The sequence below is a fragment of the Streptococcus suis genome (assembly GCF_019856455.1).
Lineage (GTDB): Bacteria > Bacillota > Bacilli > Lactobacillales > Streptococcaceae > Streptococcus > Streptococcus suis_AE.
The window spans coordinates 481,924-507,434 of sequence record NZ_CP082205.1 but is presented as its reverse complement, the minus strand read 5'-3'; the positions used below and the strand labels follow the sequence as shown (position 1 = coordinate 507,434).

At 41.1% G+C, this 25,511-nt stretch carries 22 protein-coding genes; 2 read left to right on the top strand and 20 right to left on the bottom strand.

Going from position 1 to position 25,511, the window contains the following annotated elements; translation table 11 throughout:
• The 8 genes from K6969_RS02560 to K6969_RS02525 form a co-directional block, all read right to left on the bottom strand.
• Positions 1–294, bottom strand: coding sequence for a hypothetical protein (locus tag K6969_RS02560; protein ID WP_248030183.1), 294 nt, complete (start codon positions 292–294; stop codon positions 1–3).
• 180 nt (positions 295–474) lie between these two features.
• Positions 475–732, bottom strand: coding sequence for a DUF896 family protein (locus tag K6969_RS02555; RefSeq protein WP_002939394.1), 258 nt, complete (start codon positions 730–732; stop codon positions 475–477).
• A gap of 9 nt (positions 733–741) precedes the next feature.
• A complete protein-coding gene (gene glyS / locus K6969_RS02550) occupies positions 742–2,778 on the bottom strand; it encodes a glycine--tRNA ligase subunit beta (protein WP_172101143.1) in 2,037 nt (678 codons plus the stop codon).
• A complete protein-coding gene (glyQ, locus tag K6969_RS02545; RefSeq protein WP_172101142.1) occupies positions 2,778–3,695 on the bottom strand; it encodes a glycine--tRNA ligase subunit alpha in 918 nt (305 codons plus the stop codon). Before glyQ ends, glyS begins: the two co-directional genes overlap by 1 nt.
• A gap of 19 nt (positions 3,696–3,714) precedes the next feature.
• Positions 3,715–4,476: an elongation factor Tu gene (locus K6969_RS02540; protein ID WP_024380535.1), complete on the bottom strand. Its 762-nt coding sequence runs from the start codon at positions 4,474–4,476 to the stop codon at positions 3,715–3,717.
• Positions 4,477–4,784: 308 nt separating this feature from the next.
• Positions 4,785–5,489 carry a B3/4 domain-containing protein gene (locus K6969_RS02535; RefSeq protein WP_172101141.1) on the bottom strand — a complete coding sequence of 235 codons (705 nt, stop codon included), beginning with the start codon at positions 5,487–5,489 and terminating at the stop codon, positions 4,785–4,787.
• 196 nt (positions 5,490–5,685) lie between these two features.
• The gene (locus K6969_RS02530) at positions 5,686–6,315 is read right to left on the bottom strand and encodes a hypothetical protein (protein WP_172101140.1); all 630 of its coding nucleotides are present in this window, start codon (positions 6,313–6,315) and stop codon (positions 5,686–5,688) included.
• Positions 6,316–6,326: 11 nt separating this feature from the next.
• Positions 6,327–7,244: a hypothetical protein gene (locus K6969_RS02525; protein WP_172101139.1), complete on the bottom strand. Its 918-nt coding sequence runs from the start codon at positions 7,242–7,244 to the stop codon at positions 6,327–6,329.
• A gap of 497 nt (positions 7,245–7,741) precedes the next feature.
• On the opposite strand from K6969_RS02525, the gene K6969_RS02520 reads away from it, so the two are divergent.
• Entirely contained in the window at positions 7,742–8,944 is a 1,203-nt protein-coding gene (locus K6969_RS02520; RefSeq protein ID WP_321537497.1) for an IS110 family transposase, read from the top strand.
• A 210-nt stretch (positions 8,945–9,154) separates the two neighbouring features.
• Here K6969_RS02520 and K6969_RS02515 read toward each other — a convergent pair whose 3' ends face one another.
• The 12 genes from K6969_RS02515 to K6969_RS02460 all read right to left on the bottom strand — a co-directional run bounded on the left by K6969_RS02515 (position 9,155) and on the right by K6969_RS02460 (position 23,699).
• Positions 9,155–9,847 carry a methionine ABC transporter permease gene (locus K6969_RS02515; RefSeq protein WP_014638544.1) on the bottom strand — a complete coding sequence of 231 codons (693 nt, stop codon included), beginning with the start codon at positions 9,845–9,847 and terminating at the stop codon, positions 9,155–9,157.
• Positions 9,848–10,912 carry a methionine ABC transporter ATP-binding protein gene (locus K6969_RS02510; RefSeq protein ID WP_024390131.1) on the bottom strand — a complete coding sequence of 355 codons (1,065 nt, stop codon included), beginning with the start codon at positions 10,910–10,912 and terminating at the stop codon, positions 9,848–9,850.
• Complete coding sequence (locus tag K6969_RS02505; protein ID WP_248030262.1) at positions 10,905–12,272, bottom strand: M20/M25/M40 family metallo-hydrolase; 1,368 nt, start codon at positions 12,270–12,272, stop codon at positions 10,905–10,907. The genes K6969_RS02510 and K6969_RS02505 overlap by 8 nt, the downstream gene beginning before the upstream one ends.
• Positions 12,273–12,427: 155 nt before the next feature.
• The gene (locus tag K6969_RS02500) at positions 12,428–13,285 is read right to left on the bottom strand and encodes a MetQ/NlpA family ABC transporter substrate-binding protein (protein ID WP_029177834.1); all 858 of its coding nucleotides are present in this window, start codon (positions 13,283–13,285) and stop codon (positions 12,428–12,430) included.
• A 179-nt stretch (positions 13,286–13,464) separates the two neighbouring features.
• Positions 13,465–16,842: a hypothetical protein gene (locus tag K6969_RS02495; protein ID WP_321537460.1), complete on the bottom strand. Its 3,378-nt coding sequence runs from the start codon at positions 16,840–16,842 to the stop codon at positions 13,465–13,467.
• A gap of 73 nt (positions 16,843–16,915) precedes the next feature.
• Positions 16,916–17,629 (bottom strand): hypothetical protein, encoded by a 714-nt coding sequence (locus tag K6969_RS02490; RefSeq protein ID WP_321537459.1) that lies wholly within the window; start codon positions 17,627–17,629, stop codon positions 16,916–16,918.
• 111 nt (positions 17,630–17,740) lie between these two features.
• Positions 17,741–18,430: a gamma-glutamyl-gamma-aminobutyrate hydrolase family protein gene (locus tag K6969_RS02485; RefSeq protein WP_321537458.1), complete on the bottom strand. Its 690-nt coding sequence runs from the start codon at positions 18,428–18,430 to the stop codon at positions 17,741–17,743.
• An 84-nt stretch (positions 18,431–18,514) separates the two neighbouring features.
• Positions 18,515–19,396, bottom strand: coding sequence for an ATP-binding cassette domain-containing protein (locus K6969_RS02480; protein WP_029174453.1), 882 nt, complete (start codon positions 19,394–19,396; stop codon positions 18,515–18,517).
• Positions 19,389–20,249 carry an ABC transporter ATP-binding protein gene (locus K6969_RS02475; protein WP_029174454.1) on the bottom strand — a complete coding sequence of 287 codons (861 nt, stop codon included), beginning with the start codon at positions 20,247–20,249 and terminating at the stop codon, positions 19,389–19,391. The genes K6969_RS02480 and K6969_RS02475 overlap by 8 nt, the downstream gene beginning before the upstream one ends.
• The gene (locus K6969_RS02470) at positions 20,249–21,079 is read right to left on the bottom strand and encodes an ABC transporter permease (protein WP_024399379.1); all 831 of its coding nucleotides are present in this window, start codon (positions 21,077–21,079) and stop codon (positions 20,249–20,251) included. The genes K6969_RS02475 and K6969_RS02470 overlap by 1 nt, the downstream gene beginning before the upstream one ends.
• On the bottom strand, positions 21,076–22,038 hold the full coding sequence (locus tag K6969_RS02465) for an ABC transporter permease (protein WP_029174455.1): 963 nt from the start codon (positions 22,036–22,038) through the stop codon (positions 21,076–21,078). Before K6969_RS02465 ends, K6969_RS02470 begins: the two co-directional genes overlap by 4 nt.
• Positions 22,039–22,127: 89 nt before the next feature.
• The gene (locus K6969_RS02460; protein ID WP_029174456.1) at positions 22,128–23,699 is read right to left on the bottom strand and encodes an ABC transporter substrate-binding protein; all 1,572 of its coding nucleotides are present in this window, start codon (positions 23,697–23,699) and stop codon (positions 22,128–22,130) included.
• Between the two features lie 264 nt (positions 23,700–23,963).
• On the opposite strand from K6969_RS02460, the gene K6969_RS02455 reads away from it, so the two are divergent.
• A complete protein-coding gene (locus tag K6969_RS02455) occupies positions 23,964–25,085 on the top strand; it encodes an IS110 family transposase (RefSeq protein ID WP_321537347.1) in 1,122 nt (373 codons plus the stop codon).
• Positions 25,086–25,511 lie beyond the last annotated feature (426 nt).

Here is a 25,511-nt window from a genome sequence, read left to right as displayed (position 1 = left end):
TCATGCGTTTTTAAAATAATATTTTCGTAAGAATTGGATAAGCATAGCTTGCCAAAGGAGTACATAGCTGATACCTAAGAAGATTGCCAGGCCTCTATGCCAATTCACATCTGGAATGAAACTGACCAAAATGGAGAAAAGTAGAATGGTTACTACCATAATCTTGTCCCTCTTAGATCCCCACGGTAAATACTCTGACAATTGTTTTTCAGGATACTTTTTGACTTCTTGATGTAGGGAATAGCTTAGGCCCAGACCAACTCCTGTTGCCTCAACAATTCCAGAAAAGTACATAAAAGGCAGTAAGAAACAAGAGAAAATAGAGTAGTTTTTTCATGACAAAGCCCTCCTGAGCCTATTTATCTATATACATTTTATCATTTATGAATCGAATGAACAAGTAAATATATGTTCTCAAAAGCACAAAAAAAAGACTAGAAAACCTAGTCTTTCCTTGTTTATTATCATTTATTCTTAGGAATTTGGATCATCCAAACTACGTCCGTGCAAGCCTTTTTCACGTTGGACTTGGCGGAGTTTCTCAGGTGTCACATCATTGCCATCTTCATCGACGACCTTGATACCTTCGATGTGGGCACGCACGCTACGGCGGTAGCCCTCGATGTACTCCTCACGAAGAGCTGCCTGTTCCTGCAACTCCTCTTCTGTCAAGCCTTCCGCCTTTTTCTTGCGGGCCAATTCATTGATGCGATCGATTTTTGCTTGTTCCATGTCCGCCTCCTACTTGCTATTCAAGAGATTGAAGACCGCCACAGCACTTGCCTTATCCGCCAAGGCTTTCAAGAGAGCCAAGCGGTTGGCTTTGACTGCTGCGTCATCTACCATGACCATAGTGTTGTCGAAGAAGGCTGCAATGACTGGGCTGAGAGCAAAGAGCTTGTCCAAGTTGCCTGCCATGTCTTCCGTCAACTCCAAGCTAGATACTGCTGCAGCAAGTGCTTTCTCCTGCTCATTTTCAAAGAGGACCTCGTCAATCGCTGTTGCCTCAGCCTTTTCAGCCAAGTTGAAGACCCGTGACAAGTTTTCCACGGCTTCCTTATAGTCAGCCTCTTTTGATTTTTGGAAAATAGCAGAGCTGGCTGCCAGTTGTAGTCTGACCACAAAGGTTGAGCTAGCAAGCACAGCCTCACGGATGTCTTTCGGAATGGCCTTGTCCATCATCTTCTCTACACGGGCACGAATAAAGTCCATCACAGCTGGCTGGTTGTCATAAGTCAAGCTAGCAAAGTTCAAGCTATAGAGCTCCGCAATCAACTGATCCAATGGAATTTCCCAACCAAACGCTTCCAAAATCCGTACGATACCCTGTGTTGCACGACGAAGAGCGTAAGGATCGTTTGAGCCAGAAGGAATCAAGCCAACTGAGAAGAAGGATAGGAGGGTATCAAATTTATCAGCCAGCGCCAAGACCGCACCAACCTTGCTTTCAGGCAATTCGCCTTCTGCTGAGTTTGGCAAGTAGTGCTCACGGATTGCAGCTGCCACCGCAGGTTTTTCCCCTGCAAGAAGGGCATACTTCTCACCCATGATCCCTTGCAATTCATCAAACTCGCCGACCATACCTGTCAAGAGGTCAAACTTGTAGATGTCGGCTGCACGCGCCACATCTGCTTTCTCATCCGCAGACAAGCCAGCCAAGTCAGCCAGTTTTTCTGCGATGACTTTTGTGCGTGCCATGTGCTCGTAAAGCGAGCCGATTTTTTCATGGAAGGTCACGACTTTGAGGCGTTCCACCAAGTCAGCAATCTTGAGTTTTTGGTCTTCACGCCAGAAGAACTCACCATCTTCCAAACGGGCTACCAAGACTTTTTCATTCCCTTTGATGACATTGTCAAGGTGTTGGTCATTACCGTTTCGTACAGAGATGAAGTTTGGCAAAAGCTTGCCAGATTTATCACGCACCACGAAGTAACGTTGGTGATTTTTCATAGAAGTAACCAAAACTTCCTCTGGCACTTCCAAGTATTTGGTGTCAAAGGAACCCATGAAGGCAGTTGGGTACTCGACCAAGTTGAGAACTTCGTTGAGCAGGTCTTCATCAATCTCAACTGTCACATTGTGTTTGTCCTCGATAGCCTTGATTTGCTCGACGATTATATTTTGACGCTCTGCGGGATCTGTAATGACAAACTGTGCACGCAAGTCTGCCTCGTAAGAATCTGCACTTGCAATCTCTGTTTCATTTCCAAGGAAACGATGACCACGGCTGATGCGAGCTGATGAAATGTCCAAGAAGTCCATATCCAGTGCCTCATCGTTCAAGAGAACGGTCAAGGTATGGACAGGGCGGATGTAGGCAAATTTGTTGGACGCCCAGTTCATGCTGACAGGGAAGGTCATAGCCTTCAAGACCTCTGGAATGCCCGCCAAAACTGTCTTAGCTGGCTGGCCTGCTTCATGTTTGGTCACGTAGACATACTCTTCACCCTTGATCTCGCGAAACTCGATGTCCGCTGTCGTCAAGCCTTTACCACGGACAAAGCCTTCTGCAGCCTTGGTGAAGTTTCCGTCTGCGTCCAAGGCAATCTTCTTAGCAGGACCCTTGAAATCTTCTGTAAGATCAGTCTGCTGGTCCGCCAAACCACGCACACGAACAGCCAAACGGCGTGGCGTCGAAAAGACATCAATGCTGTCAAAAGCCAAGCGATTGTCTGTCAAAAAAGTCGCCATGCGGTCACGCAACTGGTGCATGGCTGGGGTTACGATGTAGGCAGGGATTTCTTCCAAGCCAAGTTCAACAAGTAAATTCTTTGTCATTATTCTGCGTCCTCCTTCAACAATTCTGCTCGTGTTACTTCGTCTAAAAGTGGGAAGCCGAGTTTCTTCCGCTCTGCCACAAAGGTCTTGGCAACGACACGGGCAAGATTACGGATACGGGCAATGTAGCCTGCACGCTCAGTTACAGACACGGCACCACGGGCATCCAACAGGTTAAAGGTATGAGAGCATTTGAGTACATAGTCAAAGGCTGGATGAACCAAGCCCTCTTCCAAAGCCCGCTCTGCTTCTTTCTCAAACTTACTGAAGTTTTCAAGGAGCATATCTTGGTCGGATACTTCAAAGGAATATTTTGAATGCTCATATTCTGGCTGGATAAAGATTTCACCGTATTTAACACCGTCAGCCCATTCGATGTCGTAAACGGAGTCAACCTCTTGGATATAGGAAGCCAGACGTTCCAAACCATAGGTTACTTCGGCTGTGACAGGACCTGTTGCCAAACCACCAACCTGTTGGAAATAGGTAAACTGCGTGATTTCCATACCGTCCAACCAAACTTCCCAGCCTAGACCAGCTGAACCTGTTGACGGGTTTTCCCAGTTGTCCTCAACAAAACGAATATCATGTTCCAAAGGATTGATGCCCAAACGCTCCAAAGACTCCAAGTAGAGTTCTTGGATATTAGATGGAGATGGTTTCATCACCACTTGGAATTGGTGGTGTTGGTAGAGACGGTTTGGATTTTCCCCATAGCGACCGTCCGCAGGACGACGTGAAGGCTCTACATAAGCCGCATTCCAAGGCTCAGGCCCGATGGCACGTAAGAAAGTGTAGGGACTCATAGTACCCGCACCCTTTTCCGTATCATAAGCCTGCATGAGCAAGCAGCCCTGCTCATTCCAAAATTGTTGTAAGGTCAAGATAATTTCCTGGAAAGTAAGTTTTTTTGACATAAGTTACTCCTGTTTCTTTTTAAATTTCTTTTTCTAATAATTCTTCCTGCACAAACCAGTTGAGTAGCGAAATGCTTTGGTCTGACTGCGCCCATTTATGATAGGTTTCAAAAAGTGCTTGGACCGAACCTACTTTCTCTACTAACTGGTCAATGGTGAGAAAACTTCGCCAGTACTCGTAAAAAATACTCGCGTAATCTCCTTCGTAAGTGGATTTTCCAAAAGCATCCAAGGAATGCCAGCCGTGTTTTTCTTGAAAGAGGTCAACCAAGAGCTGATTACAGAACCGCTCTTGAGCAAACTCTTCTTCCGTCAAAAAATACTGTCTGCTGATGTACTCGACCATGCCCTCTTCAAACCAGATGTTTGCATCATAGTCCGCAAAGTCATCCAGAAAAAGGTCTGACCAATGCGCCAGCTCATGACCGATAATTTGCAACAGATGATTTTCCGACAAACCTTTGTAGTGAGCACTCAATGTCTGCAAGTCTGGGCTGTTCTCGTAGCTATCTAGTTGATGCTGGTAAATCTTTTTCCAAACTGCTAAGTCTGGTGTCATGACCATGCGGATATCATTAGTGTAGGCTGGTACGGGACTTTGGCCAAGTAATTTTCTTGCGGCTTCTTCATTTGCCCAGATAAGGGCTTGGGGCAAATCACGAACTTGATATTCCTTCCTTAGAAAATGGATATAGTCATGCCATTTTGCCTCGTATTTTGAGACAAATTGCTGATAGTTAAACAGCTGTTCTTGGCTATCTACTAGATAAAAATTCTTCATATTCTCTCTTTCATCTCTGGTAAAACAGAAAAAGAACCACATTCTCTTCCCCTGTCCACAGACATAGGGGCGTTGAGAACGCGGTTCCACCCTAATTTATTACTTCATTTGTATGATTTTGATTGAGTCAGATATGGTCACGACTAGGAAAGTGCCAATTATTTCAAGACTGGCTTGGCTTTCACTCTCCCAAGCTCGCTAGACAGGCTTTTGAAACAACCTTCTTTCATGCTTAGTATTGTAGCAGAAAAATCAGCATTTGTCTAGAAAGACCACTATTTATCCGAACACAATCCCGCTGACAAATCCTACAAGGCTATTGCAGGCTTATCGCAATCTAGTAGATATTTTTCTGGTACTACTCCCAAGAATTTTTCTGCGTGTTGACTGATAAAATCTAGGGCATTTTCCAAATCTTCTACTCTATCAGAATTGACCAACTCCATGACCAAGAAAGCATTCTTTGTCTCATCCGTAATCATGGTTCGCTCACCATCGCGCCAATTGAAACAGCGACAAACGGCGCCTTTATCATCCTTATAGCAAACTTCACCTGGTAAAGTTGGATTATTGTTTTCATCACCAATGAGATAGAATTCATCCCCGCCCTCAGTGACCGTTAGTTGGAGATTGCCTACAAATGTATCTAAATCTTCAGAACCACATGGAAGACCGAAACGCAAACTTGCCGCATTATAGATATCCACTAGCGGAGAGATAGTTGAAACTGGACGGTCACTAGTTGAACGTTTCAAAAGGGCTTCGATACTAGAACGCGCGCCTTTTTTTGTTTTAAATTTTTGATAGGCTTGACGATATGTACGAATGACCTCATTCTCACTAAAGGTTTCTTCCGTAAGAAATTTCTGGGCAATTCCGTTGCTTTCTTCCAGTAATTTCACTAATTCATCAGGCGATTGCGCCGGCGTTTTATAATCTTTCAATAATAGAACTCCAATTTTTGCATCTGGAAATAGACTCCAAAAAGATGAATCAATAATAAATTGTGACATATTCCAACTCCTTTTATAGAAAAATCAGCACCCTATGAACATCTTCTAAGACCTAACGACGTTCATAAAATGCTGTTGCATGACTACCCGGTGGCAGTGTTTATTTAATTAACATTATTGTATAAAATCCCAGAGAGAATGTCAAACATTCTCTCAGAATATGGGGAAACATCCTTTGAGGTTAGCCACAAGAAAATTAAAATTTATCTACAAAATTATCTCTATTGATGCGAACGTTTAAGAACATATAAAATGCCGATAGGAGCGTACACAAAATCAAAACAATTCCAACTGGTTTCAATTCTGGGACATCATAATTTGCCAGAGCTAGTACAGGAATACTCAAAACAATATAGGGAAGTAACATGGTTGACCCTGCAGCAACATCTACTAAATCTTTGTCAGAATCCTCAACAAACCAAAGGAATGGTAAGAATAAACGAAGCCATTTTGCTCTCTCTGTAAATTCTAAAATTGGTCGAATAAATAGTGTCAGCAACTTGTATCCAACAAAAGCAAGTAAACGATACCACCATAGAAAAACAAAGGCAAGAAGGACACCAATTAGCCATATCCAAATATCAAAACTATCTTCCTTACGACCTTTTGGCGCAAACAAATTCGCCAAGATAACTCCCACTCCTATTTGCGGAACAAGACTGACCCATGTATCTAAATTAGGATTATCATATCCAATTTTTACATACTCTAAGCCATCGTGATAATAGACGTTATTGTTGGAATCAATATAAGTCCCTTCCTTATAGGGTTGAAGTTCACCTATATTTTTCTTAACATACTCATTTGCTGTTTTACGAAATACCATATTTGCCTACCTCAATTTCTATTTTTTAATACATTGTAAATTGTATTAAATGTTGTCATCTGTTGAATTTGCTCCGCTCGCTGTAGTGTGGCAGCTTGTTGGCGCAACAGTTGGTCATATTGACTTTCTTGATGATACAGATTTAAAGCTTCCTGTAAGGTATTGACACGCCCCTCATTGACATAACCAAGCATTGTTTCAAAAAAGAATGATGAACTATGTTGCCCCTGTTGCATAATCAGTGGATGCTCCTGAGCTTTATGATAGTGCCAACTTTTACACTCTTTTACTTCCTCAAGCCTTTGTTTAATCACTGCAATATCTTCTTGCTTTTTCTGATGTTTTCTCTTTGCAAAAATACCGATAATGGCTGATAAGAAAAAGAATGTCAAACTCCTTTGAAAATAGCCAGCCCTATCATTACCGAAGAGCAATTCTCCAATAGCGAAGAAGAGGGTCAAACCAAGAAGCCACCAAATCCAATTCCCCTTTTTTTCCCTGTTAGACCAGGCAATAAGCACCTCATTTTCCCAATGCAGAGTTGATTCCCATCTACTCATCAAAATCACTGCATCATAAAGATACCACCTCAATTCATTCACATTGAATTTTTCAAAGAAACCTATTCCATATACCGAACGGTACCATTCCTCAGAGGTCATTACTTGACTAGTCAGATGCCGAACCCTTTCAAGAGTTCCTGCGCTCTCGCCTAATTTATCAACAGCTTTCTCATCTTCCGGCGAGAATACTATTTTATTCATTAAGTAATGCTCATAAGTTGGGGCATCTTTAGCTGCTTCACTCTTGTAACCATCGGGAATATCGTAATAACGATACTCTTCAATAATCCTGTTTTTCTTTTGCAAATTCTCTGCCTTAAATTGTTCGATTAGTTGCAAATCCTCTTGATCTAGAAACTTTGCCATTTTTACCTCCAAAATCTATCTCTTTTCAATCCATTTTATGAGAGTATTTTTTTTGCATTTATAGACATGCACAACTTTGTGTACCTCTTAAAAATAGCAACCTTGAATGATTATCACCAATTTTAATAACCTGATGACTTCCACATTTCGGACACATATATTCCCCCTAATTTGCTTTTTAGAAAGGCTTGGCTGTAAAGTCAAGCCTTGTTATACTAGTATAACAAGAAATTTGTCAAGTATTTTGCATCAAAAACATACTAAGATTAGTAGTGAGGAAATCTCCGACGGGAGAGAGTAGTCACTACTTTTTCTTTATGTTAAAGTAGAGGTGTCTTGTTAAGTCGAGAACTCTTTTGACGCTAGACGTCGCATCAAAAACTGGCAAGACACCTGTTTTAGAAAGAATGTTATCAAAGTATGTGGGACGCCAGACGTCGAGTATTGAAAATGACATCACTAAAACAAGGAATCATTCAAGACAAAGAGGTAATATCATGCGTGCAGTTTTTGGGATTGATGTGAGTAAGGCAAGTTCAGAAGTGGCCATTCTAGTCAATGGTGAGAAAGTTCATGGCTATACCATGTCCAATGACGCCTTAGGCTTTGCTCGACTACTTGGCGATTTGAAAACCGTCCATAAGCCAGAAATCATCTTTGAAGCAACAGGTGTCTATTCTCGTCGTCTCCAAGCTTTTCTGGATGAACATGGCTACGCTTATACACGGCTTAATCCCTTAGAAGCTAAGAAGCAACTGGATAGCTTGCGTGTGCGGAAAACAGATCAAATTGACGCCGAAAAACTGGCTCAATCTCAATTTGTGCTGAATCGTAAACCCACTTATGTCCAAGAAGAAGTCTATCAAGAACTGCGAGATTTAAGTCGCTTCTATCAGAACTTAACTGAGGACATCGTTCGAGCTAAAAACCGTCTGCACAAGGTCTTGCAAGTCACGTTTCCAGAGATAGAGACTGTCTTATCAAAGCCAACTGGGGAACAATACTGGAACTTAGTTACTGCGTTTCCTTACAAGGACTTCGTGCTTGATTTAAGCAAGGACGAACTCTTAGAGAGCATTCGTCAGTCCACCTCAAAACGGATTTCGGACAAGCGTGTGGCGTATTTAGCTGAGAAGCTGATAGCACTAGCTAATCAATCTTATTGTGCCGTCAAGAAAACCTCTCCAATGCTGGAAGAGGTTCGTTACTATGGAAAAGAATTGCTTCGGCTTTCTGAACAGAGACAAACTGTCCTAGACCAAATGGTGGAACTAGCTCAGCCATTACCTGAATATGACATTCTGCTCTCTATTCCTGGAATAGCTGAGACTACTGCAACAAGTATTATTGGTGAACTGGGAGATATTCGCCGTTTTCAGTCTGCCAATCAAATCAATGCCTTTATCGGTATTGATCTGAGACACTATGAATCTGGTAACTTCCTCGCTAAGGAACACATTACCAAGCGTGGCAATCCCTACGCTAGAAAGATTCTGTTCAAGTGTATCCACAATATCGCTTCAGCCAGTCATACCAATCCTTGCCATATCGCAGACTTTTATGAGAAACGAAAAAGACAATCGCAAACGACTTCAACGAAGCCGCACACGATTGCCTCCATACATCGTCTCATTCGGACAATGTATTACCTCATAACGCATAACAAACTTTACGATTATCGTTCTACCCAAAATCAGTAAGATTGTTTATGCTATATTATTGTAACACCTTATCAAAAATTTTCAACATAAGGTGTTAATTTCGTGTACTCTTTTTTACACGAAACTTTAGTCCAAAAGAAAACAATTTCTTTATTTTGACTATTGAACTCAAAATATTTTTCATCAAATACCTTGATAGGCTTGACAAATGGTAGAAAAAGAGGACCAACTGTCCTCTCGAAACATAACTTACCTATGACTAATCTTTCTCGTCAAGAAATCTCCAATAAACTGGATTACGAAGATGATAACTAAAATCAAAAGAGTTGCTAAAAAGGTCACATCATTATTATACCGTAGGTAGCCGTATGATAGCGCAACCTGTCCCAAACCACCTGCTCCGATAGCTCCTGCCATGGCAGTGTAGCCAACCAATGAAACCAAAGCAAAAGTTGTCACACGAATTAAGTCTGGTAGCCCCTCACGCAGATAAACAAGGACAATATCCCAGAAAGTCGCACCTGATGCCTGAGCCGCCTCAATGACACCACGGTCCAATTCTGACAAGACCACCTCAACCTGACGGGCAAAGAATGGAAAGACTGAAAGGGCGAGCGGCACCAGAGCCGCCTCTGTACCAATCGTTTTCCCAACAATAATTTTCGTCAAAGGAGCAATGGCCGCCAACAAAATAATGAAAGGAATGGCACGGAAGATAGAAGCTACCTTATCCAAAATCCAATAAACCGTCTTATTGGCAATAACCCCACGTGGACCTGTCAAAACCAAGAATAAACCAGACACCAAGCCCATAAATCCACCGAAAGCAAAGGAAACAAAGGTCATATAGAGGGTCAAATTAAAATGTGTTAACCAACCTGTCTGACCATCCCAGCCCAATTTATAAATATCTGGAAAATTCGTTTGAATCCATTCTAACATCTAATTTGCTCCTTTCAAAATCGTCACTTCCACACGCGCCTCCGTCACCGCCTCAATCGCACGGTGCAACTGACCAGGTTCTCCTGATAAGATCACTACCATCTCACCGACTGGTGTATGGTCCAATATTTCAATATTGCCATAAAGAATATTGGCAGATACTTGATAGAATTTATACAAGTCATTCACAATCGCCGTATCCGTATTTGAACCGGCATATTTCAATTGAACTAAGATACTGTTCTCAGGCAAATTCTTAACAATATCCTGCTGGTAAATTTTCACCAAGGCCTCATCAATTCCTGTTGCTGTTTTGATGAAATCCTGTGTCAATTCTTCTTTTGGATGAGAGAAGATTTCTAAAACTGAACCTTCTTCGATCAAGCGACCATCCTGCATAACCGCCACACGGTTACAAATGTCTTTTACAATCTGCATCTCATGGGTAATCATAACAATGGTCAAGCCCAATTTTTCATTCAATTCCTGCAAGAGTGCCAAAATCTGCTTAGTTGTTTTCGGATCCAAGGCAGAAGTAGACTCATCAGAAATCAAGATTTTAGGGTCATTTGCCAAGGCACGGGCAATGGCGACACGTTGTTTTTGACCACCAGACAACTGAGCTGGATAGTTTTCAGCACGGTCAGAAAGCCCAACCAAGTCCAACAACTTAGCAACTTTTTCTTTCTTCTCTTCCTTGCTCAAACCCGAATGCTTAAGGGCAAAGGCTACGTTTTCTTCTGCCGTCATCTGAGCCATCAGATTGAAATGCTGGAAAATCATGCCGATTTCACGGCGTTTGCTCCGCAATTGAGCTGGGGTAAGTGTGACCTTTTCTCCCTCGTAAATTACATCCTCATCAATGGTAATCTTACCCGCAGACGGAACCTGCAACAAATTGATGACGCGAACAAGGGTAGATTTCCCTGCTCCAGAATAACCTACGATACCGTAAATATCCCCTTGATTGATGTGAATGGTGACATCTTTTACCGCTTCGATCGTACGTTTTTTCTGCTGGAAAGTTACATCAATATTATCTAGCTTAATCATTTCCTTACTCATAACTTGCAATTAACTCCTCTACTAATTCAACATGGCTATAGTAGTCAGCGATGCTGACATTTTCATCACCGGCATGGTCGCGACTGTTGGCATTTCCTAGACCAAAGCCCGCAATCGGTACACCTAGAGCATGAAAGACTGTGTGCATAGGGCCTGTCCCCGGGGACGTTGGCAAGACAGCAACTCCTTCTGGTGTCAATTTTTTGGCCAATTCAATCACATTGACAATGGCAGGGTGGGACATGTCACTTCGGTAGCTCATCTCTCCTAGAGTGAAGACCACCTCAACTTTGTCAAAACCATGTTTGTCCAAATGCTGTCGAATCTTATCTAATACATCATGCGGCTCCAACCCAGGCACCAGACGGACTTCCATCTTAGCAGAAGCCTGAGCTGGTATGATGGTCTTGACACCTTGACCAAGATAGCCAGTTGACAAGCCTTCAATGGTAATCGATGGTTCAAAATACAAACGCTTGAGAAACTCACGACGATCTTCTACCAAGGTTGGAAGGGTTAATCCATAAATATCCGTCACAGACTGACTGGTCGCAAGTGCGAATTCTTCCACTAAGGCCAATTCACGTTCATTTGGTTCTTGCACTTGTTCGTAAATACCATCAACCAAAATTCGTCCATCTGCAGCCCGCATGGATTGAAGTGCTGATAATAAATACCAGCTTGCCGAATCAATGACACCACCATAGGAAGAATGAATATCCAAGTCAGCTGATTTGACCTGAAGATCGAAGGTCACAATTCCTTTATTTCCCCCAGCAATTTCTAGCTGATGTAGGCTATTGCGATGCCCCTGCTCCCAGACAAGCAAATCAGCACCAATCAAGTGTTCTTTGTATTTTGAAAGGTATTTGTCCAAGTCGACAGAGGCTGACTCTTCTGCCCCCTCCATAATAAAGATGATATTAACAGGGAGCTGACCATCCTGTCTAGCCTGATATTTTTTCAGGGCAGATAAACGGGCTGTGATATGGCCCTTGTCATCGTCCACCCCACGACCATAGATATAGCCATCGGAAATGGTCAATTCAAAAGGATTGCCCTTCTCCCAGACCTGATCGGCATCAGCAGGAACCGTGTCATAGTGATTGTAAAAAATCAAGGTTTTCGCATCTGGCACCGAAGCCTTAAACGTAGCCATGACAAAGGGTGCTGCATAGCTGTCGTCTAAAACAACCTCTGCACCAGCTTCTTCAAACATATCTTTCAAGTAATTCGCCACATCCAACAAACCAATCTGCTGAGCAAAAATGGATTTCTTTGAAATCAAGACCTTCAACTTTTCAAAATAGTTTTGAATAATCGCATCATTTTCGAATAATTGAACTTTACTATCTGCCATACTTTCTCCTCATACTCAATGAAATCAATCAAATCTACTAACCAAAATCAAATATTCTCCCACATTTCTGACTTTGGTTAAGAGATTTTTTCTTATCTCTATAAAAACAGATAGAGGGCTGAACAATTCTGCCCAGTCCTCAACCTATTTACATTTTACCAAACTGGCTCATCCATACCGTCTGAAGTCTCTTCAATAACTTTTTTCACTTCATCCGTGTGGTAGGCTTCGATAATTTTCTTAATCGCTGCTGCTTGCTCTGATTTTTCCCAATCGCTACGAGCTGCAATCAAGTTGTACCACTGTTTTGAATTTTCATCTTTTTGTTCTTTATAAAGAGCGTTCTTGTAATCCAAACCAGCTTCCAACACAAATGTGTTGTTTACAACTGCTGCATCAACTGAGCTAAGTGAGCTTGCTGTTTGGCTTGCATCCAACTCAGTGATCTTCAAGTTTTTCTTGTTTTCAGTAATATCAGCAATAGTTGCCAATTCTGTACCAGATACACCAACCTTGATCAAACCAGCTGCTTGAAGAAGGTAAAGGGCACGGCTTTCGTTTGTTGGGTCGTTTGGAACCGCAATTTCTGCACCATCTGGAATTTCTTCCACTTTCGTGTACTTGTTTTTGCCATCAGCTGTACCTGAGTAAAGACGGATTGGTGCGATATAAGTATCTGCAATAGCAACCAAGTCTTCACCATTTTCTTCATTCCAGTTATTCAAGAAGTTGTAGTGTTGGAAAGCATTGATATCTACTTCGTTTTCAGCTACGGCCTTGTTTGGTTGTGAATAGTCTGTAAATTGAGTGAATTCCAACTTCACTTCGTCCCCAAGTATTTCTTGAACTTTATCCCAACGGGCTTGCTCAGAATCGCTCAAGCTCATCACACCCACACGAACAGTTGTTGCTGAAGAATCAGATGAAGAGCTAGAAGACGAGCTACCACATGCAGCAAGGACACCTACTGACAAGGCAGCCGCTGCTAAACTAAACAATTTTTTTAATTTCATAAAATGATCTCCTTAAATCAGAACTGTATCTATCTTAACACAGAATTTTCTTTCTGACTAATTGACTTTTTTTATAGAAAGTTATAACTTTTCGTTATAACAAATACCCTTGCAACTATAAGTATTGATAATAAAAAAAGGGAAGCTATTTCCCTCTTTCGTAATATTTTCCCAGCTTGCTAGCCTAAGAAATCTTTTTTCCTTTTAGCTACAGTTAAGCTAAGAAGTGCGAGTCCCGCCAAAATTGGTAGCTTGGACTGATGTCCATTTGTTCTAGGTAAGATTGAGGCCGAGGATTTTTCAGATTCTACTTTCTGTCTCGAAACGGTAGTTGCTGAATATAAAGCCTCGTTATTAGTATTTCCCAATGTCAATTGGGTCGATACTTCGATAACTGGATACACTAGATTAGTTAGGTTACTTGAAGATTCAGTAACTGCTGATACTCCTTTGATTAGTGCAACAGGTGTTTCTATGACTGGCGGTTCGACTTCTGTTGAAGTTGGCGGCGTTTCTTCGACTGGCGGTTCGACTTCTGTTGAAGTTGGCGGCGTTTCTTCGACTGGCGGTTCGACTTCTGTTGGAGATGACGGCGTTTCTTCGACTGGCGGTTCGACTTCTGTTGGAGATGACGGCGTTTCTTCGACTGGCGGTTCGACTTCTGTTGAAGTTGGCAGCGTTTCTTCGACTGGCGGTTCGGCTTCTGTTGAAGTTGGCGGCGTTTCTTCGACTGGCGGTTCGACTTCTGTTGGAGATGACGGCGTTTCTTCGACTGGCGGTTCGACTTCTGTTGGAGATGACGGCGTTTCTTCGACTGGCGGTTCGGCTTCTGTTGAAGTTGGCGGCGTTTCTTCGACTGGTGAGCCTACTTCTATATTTTCTACTTTCGAGCTTGATTTCAAATTGACAACAATTTCATAAAAGGGACCATTATAATTCAAATCGCTACTAAAAATTGTAGTGAAACCTTGACTTACCTCAACAGATTCAAAATAATATGCCCTCTCATCAATACCATTACTTTCATCACGAATGACATTATCAATTGTGGAGTTCGCAACTCGACGACTCTCTTTAACTACTGATTCACCATCTTTAAATTGAATAGTATATAAGGCTTGCCTGATAGTTGAATTATCGTAGATCACACCTTCTGGTAGAAGTTTTTTCTCAATCTCAGGCAGAGGGTTATCCGATGTATTTACAACTAGTTGCTGGTATGAACGTATTACCTCTGTTTGAGTCCTATTTCCAACAGTAACTGACCTTGAAGAGATTTGAGTCCCACCAGCACCAAGTAAATCAAATGTTACACCATGTTCATTTTCATATGCTGAAATTGCCTCACGAATCACTTGTTTCATTGCTTCATGGTCTTCACCATGGAAATTCGTGCGAATGAGTACTCGCCCACTTGATTTTTCAACAACCTCAATATTGGTTACCATTGTCGTTTCAACAACCGGATTTAAATTTTCTACATCATTAGCCTGATTGACAACAATGGTTTTCGCAGGCAAACTATCAACAGTGGATAAGTAACTCGTATTACCATAAATATCAGTCAGATATAAATATTTCAGATCATATTGTCCTGGTAAATAAGAATAGTGAATTGTTTCAGATAAAGTCAGTCTTTTTCGATTTCCCTCCAATTGCTCAATATTCGTAATATTTTCGCCAAATCGGAGTGTTCCTGACTCACTTTCAAATCCGAGATTAACAGATGTGATATTCGAATTATCTTCCACTAAAAGTACCACTTCAACTGTTTCACCTTGTTTAGCTTCATTTCGACTAGTGTCTAACTCAATAAACTTAGGTGCTGAAAAATCAGTAACGATATTAGGTGAGTTAATGATAGCCTGGCTAGCAATATTTTGAATAATTTCAGGTTCTGAAAGGCTATTTGATGAACTTTCGTTTTTAGCATTCAAATAAACAAAATCTAAAGATAAGTCTGACCTAGGATAATCACTTGCTATTGGTACAGTTACATCAAAGCGATATAGTCCATCCACTAGCTTGATTGGGTTATTACTCTCTCCTCTAAGCACATACTGACTAGTTAATTTTTTATCAGATAGACCAAAGAAAATACGCTCCATCTCCTCTTCAGATGAAACCACAAAACTAGCAGTCAGTTTGTCCCCAGGCTGGTAAGACTCTTTATCAAATGTCAGGGATTCCAATTTAGGAACCGGAATATACTGTAGGGTCAATACCGTAGCGCCTTCTACTAGTTCTCCATAGAGAGAAGGTTGGTTCTCATAAGATAATCTATAAATTTTTCCATTTTGCTCAATTGTCTGCACTTGATAATCATAGACATAGAAAGTTAGGTAGTTTTGAATTGGTTCTGATAAGCTCTCTGATCCATCTGCATAAATTGTCTTTTCACGATAACTAATCAATGTCTCTGGAACAGCTTCAACTGATTCTTTAAGCGTTTGCCCTGTCCTTGTTTGATACTGAACAATCACTTTACCTGTTTTCTTTTCAACCTGCTCTGTAGATACCAAATAAGGTGTGTAAGTATAGGTTATTTCCGTCAAACCAGCTTTCAAAAGCCCCTGCTCTACACCTTCTACTTTAACCTTATAATATTGCCTACCATCCATGCCGTTCAGAAGTAATGGAGCTTCACCACTAGTATCGTATGTAATCCCTGTCGCAACTGGTTCTTCCGAACCCAATGCTAACGTTGACACTACGCCCGAAATTCTCTTGTCTTCAGCTATGGCAGTACCATCTTCAAGTTGATAATGAATCAAGACTGAACCAGAAGTAACACTATTAACCGTCATCGAAAGTGGTTCAAATGTATGTTCTGCCCATGTATTTTTCGAAGAATCGTAGTAATTAACATTATTGCCAATCTCATCTACAAGATATATATATTCTATATAATAAACATCACTTGGACGATTTTCTGGAATTGAGCTTGTTAATACCGAACGATATAAGCCATTGGCTAACTTTTCGAAATTGCTAGAAGAAAAGTAGAGACTCTGGGTTCCATCTGAAGATATTAATTTTGATGATACGTTAGAGAGATTACTCTCATCCTCTGAATCAATTGTTAGAGTTACGGTCTCTCCAGCCTGATACTCTGTTTTATCTAATGTATAAGAAACCAGTTTTGGTGCTGTACGGTCGGTCACTGTACCAGTAACCGTCATTGAAAGTGGTGCAAAGGTATGTTCTGCCCATGTATTTTTCGAAGAATCGTAGTAATTAACAATATTGCCAATCTCATCTCCAAGATATATATATTCTATATAATAAACATCACTTGGACGATTTTCTGGAATTGAGCCTGTTAATACCGAACGATATAAGCCATTGGCTAACTTTTCGAAATTGCTAGAAGAAAAGTAGAGACTCTGGGTTCCATCTGAAGATATTAATTTTGATGATACGTTAGAGAGATTACTCTCATCCTCTGAATCAATTGTTAGAGTTACGGTCTCTCCAGCCTGATACTCTGTTTTATCTAATGTATAAGAAACCAGTTTTGGTGCTGTACGGTCGGTCACTGTACCAGTAACCGTCATTGAAAGTGGTGCAAAGGTATGTTCTGCCCATGTATTTTTCGAAGAATCGTAGTAATTAACAATATTGCCAATCTCATCTCCAAGATATATATTCTATATAATAAACATCACTTGGACGATTTTCTGGAATTGAGCCTGTTAATACCGAACGATATAAGCCATTGGCTAACTTTTCGAAATTGCTAGAAGAAAAGTAGAGACTCTGGGTTCCATCTGAAGATATTAATTTTGATGATACGTTAGAGAGATTACTTTCATCATCTGAATCAATTGTTAGAGTTACGGTCTCACCGGCCTGATACTCTGTTTTATCTAATGTATAAGAAACCAGTTTTGGTGCTGTACGGTCTTCCAACACCTCTGCAGCTCGATCTGTTGCTGAAGCACTGGTCGGTGAAATATTGACCGCTAAATCCGTATTTGAATCTGGTGTAGTTGAAATTGACTCCCCATTTGCATTACTTGCTTCTACAGCAGTTGAAGAAACCGCTTCTGCTACCAAAGAATTTGTAGCTGTCGTGGTTTCAACCTCCGAAGTCCCCTCGTTTCCTACAGTTCCAGTTGAAGTTGATGTTGCGACATCATTATCTGCAGTTAATTCAACAGTTTCTGAAGCATTTATAACTTGTTCAGAACTTGCTGTTGTGGGAGTATTCTCACTCACTTCATCAGCATAGACAACAGCCGTAGTAGAAAATAGCAAACCTAGAGCCAGCACTCCGACTGCCCCATGAATACCTTTTCTAATACTTCCATACCCTTTGGATTCTTGACATTTCTTTAACATATAATCCTCCTTTAACTAACATTATTATATACAATTTTATCTGATTTATAAAGTATTTACTGGCAAATTATTACAAAAAAACACTCAATTACTTGAGTGCAAAGAATATGACTAAAACACATCCACCAAATACTGAAACAAGTCTCTATGTTGCTTGCAATCATTGTATAGAAATTCTGGATGCCATTGGATACCAAACAAAGCTTGGTTCCCCCTACTTTCATAAGCTTCTATCGTACCATCTCTAGGATCCAAACCTGTCGCCACCAGTCCTGGAGCCAATTCTTTGATTCGTTGCTGATGGAAGGAATTAATAGGGCTCCCTTGGGCAAACAGTTGACCGATTCGGCTTTTAGGTTTCACTTGTAAACGATGGGATGTTCCCGCAATACCTTCTTGCCAATGATGAGCCACCTCTTGTTCCAAGCTTCCGCCTAGAGCAACATTCAGCAACTGCATGCCACGGCAGACTGCAAAAATGGGCTTCCCTTGACGAAGGGCTTCCTCAATCAAAGCCAGTTCAAATTCATCCCGTTCCAAGAGGTAATCATTACTATCAATCAAGCGCTCTTGCCCGTATAGACTGGGGTCTACATGCTGACCGCCTGATAAAATCAACTTATCAATCATGTTGATATAGTCTTTGGCTAAGTCAGGAGTTCCCATAGGAATAACCATTGGCACACCACCTGCCTGACGAACGCTGTCTGCCAATTCACGCGCTACCGTTACATATACGCGACCAGATTTAGTTGGAAATTCTTGCTCATTTCCTGAAATTCCAATAATCACCTTTCCCATAAGAAACTCCTTTCTGTGATTTTTTTCATTGTAACACGATGGACTAGCCCTGTCTAATATAGAACTTTTATGGGCTGATAAAAATTATTTATCAGTTACCTTTAGTACAAAATGCTCCTTATCCACCTGAGTCCATACACCATCTGTTACAAAATCCTTTATAAGCCCAGTTTGAGATAGCTCTTGCAACTGAGCACGTGCCTCCTGTGGTTCAAGGCTCAGATTGGATTGCAAGAGGTAGCGGGTATAGGGATGTTGGGGATTTTGAAAAATATCCTGTGCTGGACCAATTTCAACCAAGCTTCCCTTGTACATGACCGCAATACGATCTGCGAATTGGTGCACCAAGTTTAAATCATGAGAAATGAAGAGATAGGTCAGTCCTAAATCCTCTTGCAACTGGTTCAACAAATCCAGTATGGTCGCCTGTATCGACACATCAAGAGCCGAAGTAGGTTCATCACAGACAATAAATTGGGGATGAGAAACGACTGCACGTGCGATGCCAATTCGCTGGCGTTGACCACCACTAAATGATTTAGGACGTTTATGTACATCATCCCCCAGAATTCCCACCCTTTCCAGCATAGCCAAGGCCCTCTCTTCCGCCTCCTTCTTAGGAAGTGAGTAGAGAGGTTCTTTGACCAGTTCTAAGGCCGACAGGTAGGGATTGAGAGAAGAATAGGGGTCTTGATAAATCACTTGCAGGGCTTGATTATTTAATTCTTCTGATGTCAAACCTGGAAAATCAACCCGGCCTTGACTAGCCTTTTCCAATCCTAAGACAATTTTAGAAAGTGTCGATTTGCCACTGCCTGATTCACCAACCAGACCAAGTGTCTCACCTTTATAAATAGACACATTTACACCGTTCAAAGCATCGACACGTTGCTCTTGCCCAAACCAATTCTTCTTAGAGTAAGTTTTGCTCACATCCGAAACCTGTACTAGAACTTCCTTATCCATTCTTCTCCTCCTTTCTAACCCAATGTCCTGGACTAACTTGAATCAACTGACTATCTTCGGAGTCGGCTAAAACCGCTCCAAGACTGGCTTCCAAACGAGCTGCTCTTAATAGTGACTGGGTATATGCGTGTAAGGGTTGTGAAAAGATAGAATCAACCGTTCCGTGTTCCACAACCAATCCATTCCTCATGACATAAACCAAGTCGCAGATTCCAGCAATAACACTGAAATCATGACTCACTATCACAACTGTCAACCCCAACTGTTCCTGTAATTCTTTGAGCAAAGCCAAGATTTGAGCCTGAATGGTTACATCTAATGCTGTTGTTGGCTCGTCTGCAATGAGCATATCTGGCTTGGTCAATAAGGCCATGGCAATCATGATCCTTTGACGCATACCACCTGAAAATTCAAAAGGAAACTGTTTGAGACGCAGTTCTGGATGTTCAATTCCCACCTTTTCCAACATTTCATGGATAGTTCTGTCCCGTTCTTCCTTAGTCAATTTGGGTTGAAAACGTCTTAGAACTTCCTGTAAATGATAACCTACTGTCCGCAAGGGATTAAGGGAGGTCATTGGATCTTGAAAAATCATAGACAAAGGCAAAACCTTTGGATTATGTACTTGCTTTCCATCCAATTCAAATCGATCATAGCTTGCTTCCAAACCTTTTGGTAAAATCCCCATCAGAGACTTCATCGACAAACTCTTACCCGAACCAGATTCTCCAACAATTCCAACAATTTTTCCTTTAGGAATAGACAGGTCAATCCCCTTCACCAGTATCGATTGTCCATTTCTCTTTTTATTGATAATGGTGAGGTTACTTATTTCGACTAGCTGTTTTGACATTAGTAGACCTCTCTTTCAAGGCAATCCCGTATCAGATCACCAATATTGTTAAATGAATAAATGGTCAATAGGATAAAAAGTCCAGGCAATATTGCCATATGAGGAGCACTCTGCAAGGTAGACTGGGCATTTTGCAAGAGACTTCCCCAGGAGGCTAGAGGTTGTTGAATCCCCATTCCTAAGAAGCTGAGAGCTGATTCCGTCATAATAGCTGAGGAAATACTAGTTGAAGCGGTCACAATTAAAGTCGGAAGGATTGCTGGAAAGATATGCCTCCAGACAATCACTGGTTTCTTTAAACCAATAAAGGCAGCATACCCAACATAATCCGCCACTTTGGCTTTCAAAGTTTCAGCACGCAACATCCGAGCGATACTCATCCAAGAAAAGCCACCTATTACAATGATAATCGTAGTCAATCCTGGTTTCAGAAAGACGCTGAGGACGATAACTAAAACCAACCAAGGTATGGATGATAGGACATCGACAAACCGCATAATAGCATTATCCCATTTTCCCCCAAGATAGCCTGCTGTAATACCAACAAGACTTCCGATCGTAACTGATGCAGTCATTGCCAATAAACCAACTAAGAGTGAGATGCGACCACCATAAATCACTCGAATGAAGTAATCACGTCCTACCTGATCTGTACCAAACCAATGCGCTGCACTAGGACCCTGGTTCATCTGACTAACGTCGGTTACATTTGGATCTATCGGTATCAGTGGTGCAATCAAGGATAAAAATAGTAGAAAAAGAATGAACAAAATCGAGAATAAATAGAGTGGCGAACTCTTTACAGTCTCCTTAAATTGCTTCGAAATCATTGACCTTCTCCTCCTTTCCAAATACGCGGATCCACCACAGCATAGAGAATATCTGATAAGAGATTCCCTAGAATAACTAAGGTCGCAGACAAAAGCATGACAGCCATAATCACTGGATAGTCCAAACTCTTAGTAGCTGCTGTCAAATAAGGACCAACTCCCGGCCATGCAAAAATGGTTTCTGTAATGATAGCACCTGTTACTAGCATCGGCAAGGCCATCCCAATTTGAGTCACAATAGGAATCAAAACATTGCGAGCCACATGTTTCCCAAATATCTCAAATCGACTGGCTTTGAAAGCCTCTTGAACGGTTACATAATCTTTTTCAACCTCTACAATCGCTGAGGCTCGGATAAATCGAATCAATTCTGGTAAGAATGCCATAGTCAAGGTCACATAGGGTAAGGTAAAATGTGCCAGAAAATCAAGAAGGTTTCCCTCTTTTCCCAAGGTATACATCCCAATAAATGGGAAAACCTGCCATTTATATCCAAAAAAGTAAATTAAAATCATGGCAAACCAGAAAGTCGGGACTGCAATTCCTACAGAAGCAAAGGCATCAATAATCTTGTCTACCCATTTACCCCTTTGGGATGCAGCAAGCAAACCCAATGTAATCGCTAAGATTAGGGCAGTCACATATGCAGGCAAGACCAATGAAATAGTGTTGGGAATTTTTTCAGCCAAATCAATCCCAATCGAGTGTTGAGTCATCAGTGAAAAACCTAAATCTCCTGTCAACAATCCCTTAAGCCAAACAGCGTATTGAACGAGAAACGGTTGATCCAATCCATATTTTACCTTTAATAAATCAATTTGTTCTTGACTCATATTTGGCGTTGTCATCGAATCTATGACATCAAACGGTGCCAATTGAATCAAAGAAAAGACAATAAAAGAAATCAGCAGCAAGAGAGGAATTGCCTGCAAGATTCTTTTGATAATATATCGAAACATATATCCTCCAAAAACACGAAAAAGAGGGGAGGAGTTTCCACTTTTTACCACTCCTTCTCCTCTTTGCTGGTCATACCAGCATACAAAGACTATTCAATTGTTAACTTCGACGGATCTTCAAAAGTATAAATTGGAATCAAACCCGCTTCTTCTACATTTTTCACACGGTTGTTCACCGCCAACACTTTCTTGTTATCTACGATTGGGTAAATAGCAGCTTGGTCAGCCAGTGTCGCTTGCAAATCATCATAGATTTGTTCGCGTTTCGTTTGATCCAACTCAACAGCTCCTTGTTCAAAAAGGCTATCCACTTCGTTTGAAGACAATTTGAAGTAGTTTGAAGCTCCACCTGTTTTGAATAGGCGGGCATATTGATCAGGGTCATTTCCCATGATATAGCCACCCAAGAAGAGGTCATAAGCTGTTGAACCTTCTTTTTTCAACTCTGTAAAGAGTGCTGTAGAGTCCCCACCTGCCAATTCAACTGTCACACCAATTGCTGACAATTGGTGTTGAATTAAGGTAGCCTGTAAAGTTTGAGCTGCATCAGAACCTGCATAACCAAGATTTAAAGTCAAATTGCTAACACCTGCTTCAGATAAGAGTTGTTTTGCTTTTTCTACATTCTGCTCATATTTCTCAACATCTTCGGTCACATATGGATTAGCAACTGGCAAGAATGAATATGGATTTTCATAGTATTTTTTATCCAAGTAAGCAGCTTGGTTAAACTCTTCTTTATTTAAGGCATACAGCAAGGCTTGACGAACTTTCACATCCTTCAATTCTTCAGTCGAAGTATTGAGCCCAAGATAACCGACACGATTCTCACTATAGGCATAGGTTGTGATAGTATCCGTACTCAAATCTTGAATATCAGAAGGAAGGACAAATGCCGCGTCTACTTCACCTGTTTGCAAGGCTACTTTAGTCGTATCAGCACTTTCAATAATCCGCAAGACAAGGTTATCAATTTCAGCTTCTCCCTTGTAGTAGTACTCATTAGCAGCGAGTTTGATATATTCACCATGCTTGTATTCTACAAACTTGTACGGACCAGTTCCGACTGGTGTCGCTGTCAATTGGCTTGCCGAGAAGTCTGCCTCATCCTTGAAAACGTGCTGTGGAATAATGTATGTTTCCGTAACAATATTGTCCAAGGCTGGTGCAGAAACAGCTGGAAGAACGAATTTAACCGTGTAATCATCCAACTTTTCAAGCTTAACTGGTTGGTCATTTATATAAAGACCATCTGAACCACCATTTTCCTTTTTAATCTTTTGTTCATAAGTAAAGATGACATCATCAGCATTGAATCTTTCCCCATCAGACCACTTGACATCTTGACGAAGTTTAACGGTGATGCTTAGACCATCTTCGGCAATCTCATAAGAATCAGCCAATTCATTTACATAAGTACCATCTGCTTCAACACGAATAAGTGGAGAGTAGATAAAGTTAGTCAAGGTCAAGCCCCAACGATCACTAGTATTAATTGGGTTTGTCGAACTGGGATCTCCATTGATTGCATAAGTAAAAGTTTCCGTATCGGCAGTTGAGTTTGAACCTGATGTTGCAGTTGATGAACCACTGCTAGCACAAGCTGCCAAAGTTAGTACCGCTACTGTAGATAATAAGCCTGTTAGCCACTTCTTCTTCATAACACTTCCTCCAATTTCAAAAAGTAGTACTAGTCTATCAAGGATTTAAAATTTTGACAAATATATAATATTTATCAACACATTAAGAAAAACTATAACGATACAATCTACTCTGTATTATGAAGTGTTGAAAAAGAAAATAGTTGTATTATATAGACAATATGTAAAGACCCCCAGTTGAGAATTCGTGGATTTACCTGTACACTAGAATAAAAAAACAATCAACTTCTAACAGGAATTACCACACTCAATTGGAGGTCTTATATGTTTCATTTTACCACACTTTTCATCGGAATGGATGTTCACAAAGAAAGTTTTTCACTCTGCTATTATGATATGATGGCGAATCAATTCAAACATAGCACTAAAGTTGGTCCAAATGTTAGCTATATTGTGAACTATGTGAATGAGCTTCGTCGTTTATATGGTCAAGATGCAGAAGTGTTATGTGGCTACGAAGCTGGATGCCTCGGATTTACCCTATATCACCAGCTACAAGCTCACGGGATTCCCTGTATCGTGATGGCACCTACAACGGTAATGAAGGAAGGATCTAAGCGTGTTAAGACTGATAAGAAAGATGCGGCTCAGCTCGCAAAAGCTCTGGCCTTTCGTAGCTATCAGCCTGTTCATATTCCTACTGCTGAGGATGAACAAGTCAAAGAATATATCCGTATGAGAACAGACCACAAAGTGGCTCTGAAGAAAATCAAACAACAAATTCTTGCCTTCTGTCTCCGACATGATTTTCGCTATACCGAGGGAAGCAGTAATTGGACACAGAAACATGTTCGCTGGCTCCGTTCCCTAAAACCTGAGGGACTTTACGCAGAGATTTTGACAGAATATCTATTGACCTATGAGAAATTAGTAGATCAAATAGAACGGTATGATGCACGAATTGAGCAACTGGGTCAAAGCGACAGTTATCAAGAGAAGGTCTCACGGCTTTCTTGCTTTATTGGCATTAAAACACTAACTGCTCTTTCCATTGTGACAGAAATCGGTGATTTTAATCGCTTTGCGACAGCTCAACATTTTGCTTCTTATCTTGGGCTAACTCCTAGCGAAAATTCTAGCGGCGACAAGGAGAGAAGAGGTGCTATCACCAAAGCTGGGAATAGCCATGTGAGACGACTTCTGATAGAAGCTGCACAATCATTGGCTAAGGGGACGATTGGGTATAAATCCAAAGAATTGAAAAGGAGACAAAGTGGAAACCGAGTGGAGGTGATTGCTTATGCGGATAAGGCTAATGAACGCTTAAGAAGACGTTATCGCACACTTGTTCTAGGAAAAAATAAGAAACAAAATGTTGCTAAAACAGCTATTGCACGAGAATTGTCTGGTTTTATTTGGGGGATGATGACAGGAAGAATAGCTTGAAGTTAGCGCTTGTTTTCATGTACACTTTTGACCATTAAGTTTTATCATCGCAGAGCGATGAGGAATCCCTATTTCTATCCAAAATCACTGGGTGAATTTGGACAGAAATAAGGATTGAAATCATGTTTGAATGGAAAGTATCTTGAAGGAGTTTAGGACTTCAAGGTTTGAGTCATCTACGAAACGACTAAGTGGCACAATTGTGATCCACGCTTATAGAGAGTAGGACTCGCGGCAGAACCATTGACCTGTAGGTAACCAATCCACGAATATCAGAGTGGCCAATGCCCGAAGCTAAGAACTAGGCTCTTTCTAGATACTTTTCATTTTTTAATCAGTTCGATTGTTTTTACTTGACAAAGGGCTTTACATATCAGTAGTCATTTGAATTAACTTTGATACATCGTCACTTTCGGCTTGCCGTAC

Excerpts from the sequence above, each read along its gene's own strand:
- K6969_RS02560 (WP_248030183.1), bottom strand. The coding sequence starts at position 294 with ATGTACTTTTCTGGAATTGTTGAGGCAACAGGAGTTGGTCTGGGCCTA.
- K6969_RS02555 (WP_002939394.1), bottom strand. The coding sequence starts at position 732 with ATGGAACAAGCAAAAATCGATCGCATCAATGAATTGGCCCGCAAGAAA.
- glyS (WP_172101143.1), bottom strand. The coding sequence starts at position 2,778 with ATGACAAAGAATTTACTTGTTGAACTTGGCTTGGAAGAAATCCCTGCC.
- glyQ (WP_172101142.1), bottom strand. The coding sequence starts at position 3,695 with ATGTCAAAAAAACTTACTTTCCAGGAAATTATCTTGACCTTACAACAA.
- K6969_RS02540 (WP_024380535.1), bottom strand. The coding sequence starts at position 4,476 with ATGAAGAATTTTTATCTAGTAGATAGCCAAGAACAGCTGTTTAACTAT.
- K6969_RS02535 (WP_172101141.1), bottom strand. The coding sequence starts at position 5,489 with ATGTCACAATTTATTATTGATTCATCTTTTTGGAGTCTATTTCCAGAT.
- K6969_RS02530 (WP_172101140.1), bottom strand. The coding sequence starts at position 6,315 with ATGGTATTTCGTAAAACAGCAAATGAGTATGTTAAGAAAAATATAGGT.
- K6969_RS02525 (WP_172101139.1), bottom strand. The coding sequence starts at position 7,244 with ATGGCAAAGTTTCTAGATCAAGAGGATTTGCAACTAATCGAACAATTT.
- K6969_RS02520 (WP_321537497.1), top strand. The coding sequence starts at position 7,742 with ATGCGTGCAGTTTTTGGGATTGATGTGAGTAAGGCAAGTTCAGAAGTG.
- K6969_RS02515 (WP_014638544.1), bottom strand. The coding sequence starts at position 9,847 with ATGTTAGAATGGATTCAAACGAATTTTCCAGATATTTATAAATTGGGC.
- K6969_RS02510 (WP_024390131.1), bottom strand. The coding sequence starts at position 10,912 with ATGAGTAAGGAAATGATTAAGCTAGATAATATTGATGTAACTTTCCAG.
- K6969_RS02505 (WP_248030262.1), bottom strand. The coding sequence starts at position 12,272 with ATGGCAGATAGTAAAGTTCAATTATTCGAAAATGATGCGATTATTCAA.
- K6969_RS02500 (WP_029177834.1), bottom strand. The coding sequence starts at position 13,285 with ATGAAATTAAAAAAATTGTTTAGTTTAGCAGCGGCTGCCTTGTCAGTA.
- K6969_RS02495 (WP_321537460.1), bottom strand. The coding sequence starts at position 16,842 with ATGACGGTTACTGGTACAGTGACCGACCGTACAGCACCAAAACTGGTT.
- K6969_RS02490 (WP_321537459.1), bottom strand. The coding sequence starts at position 17,629 with ATGTTAAAGAAATGTCAAGAATCCAAAGGGTATGGAAGTATTAGAAAA.
- K6969_RS02485 (WP_321537458.1), bottom strand. The coding sequence starts at position 18,430 with ATGGGAAAGGTGATTATTGGAATTTCAGGAAATGAGCAAGAATTTCCA.
- K6969_RS02480 (WP_029174453.1), bottom strand. The coding sequence starts at position 19,396 with ATGGATAAGGAAGTTCTAGTACAGGTTTCGGATGTGAGCAAAACTTAC.
- K6969_RS02475 (WP_029174454.1), bottom strand. The coding sequence starts at position 20,249 with ATGTCAAAACAGCTAGTCGAAATAAGTAACCTCACCATTATCAATAAA.
- K6969_RS02470 (WP_024399379.1), bottom strand. The coding sequence starts at position 21,079 with ATGATTTCGAAGCAATTTAAGGAGACTGTAAAGAGTTCGCCACTCTAT.
- K6969_RS02465 (WP_029174455.1), bottom strand. The coding sequence starts at position 22,038 with ATGTTTCGATATATTATCAAAAGAATCTTGCAGGCAATTCCTCTCTTG.
- K6969_RS02460 (WP_029174456.1), bottom strand. The coding sequence starts at position 23,699 with ATGAAGAAGAAGTGGCTAACAGGCTTATTATCTACAGTAGCGGTACTA.
- K6969_RS02455 (WP_321537347.1), top strand. The coding sequence starts at position 23,964 with ATGTTTCATTTTACCACACTTTTCATCGGAATGGATGTTCACAAAGAA.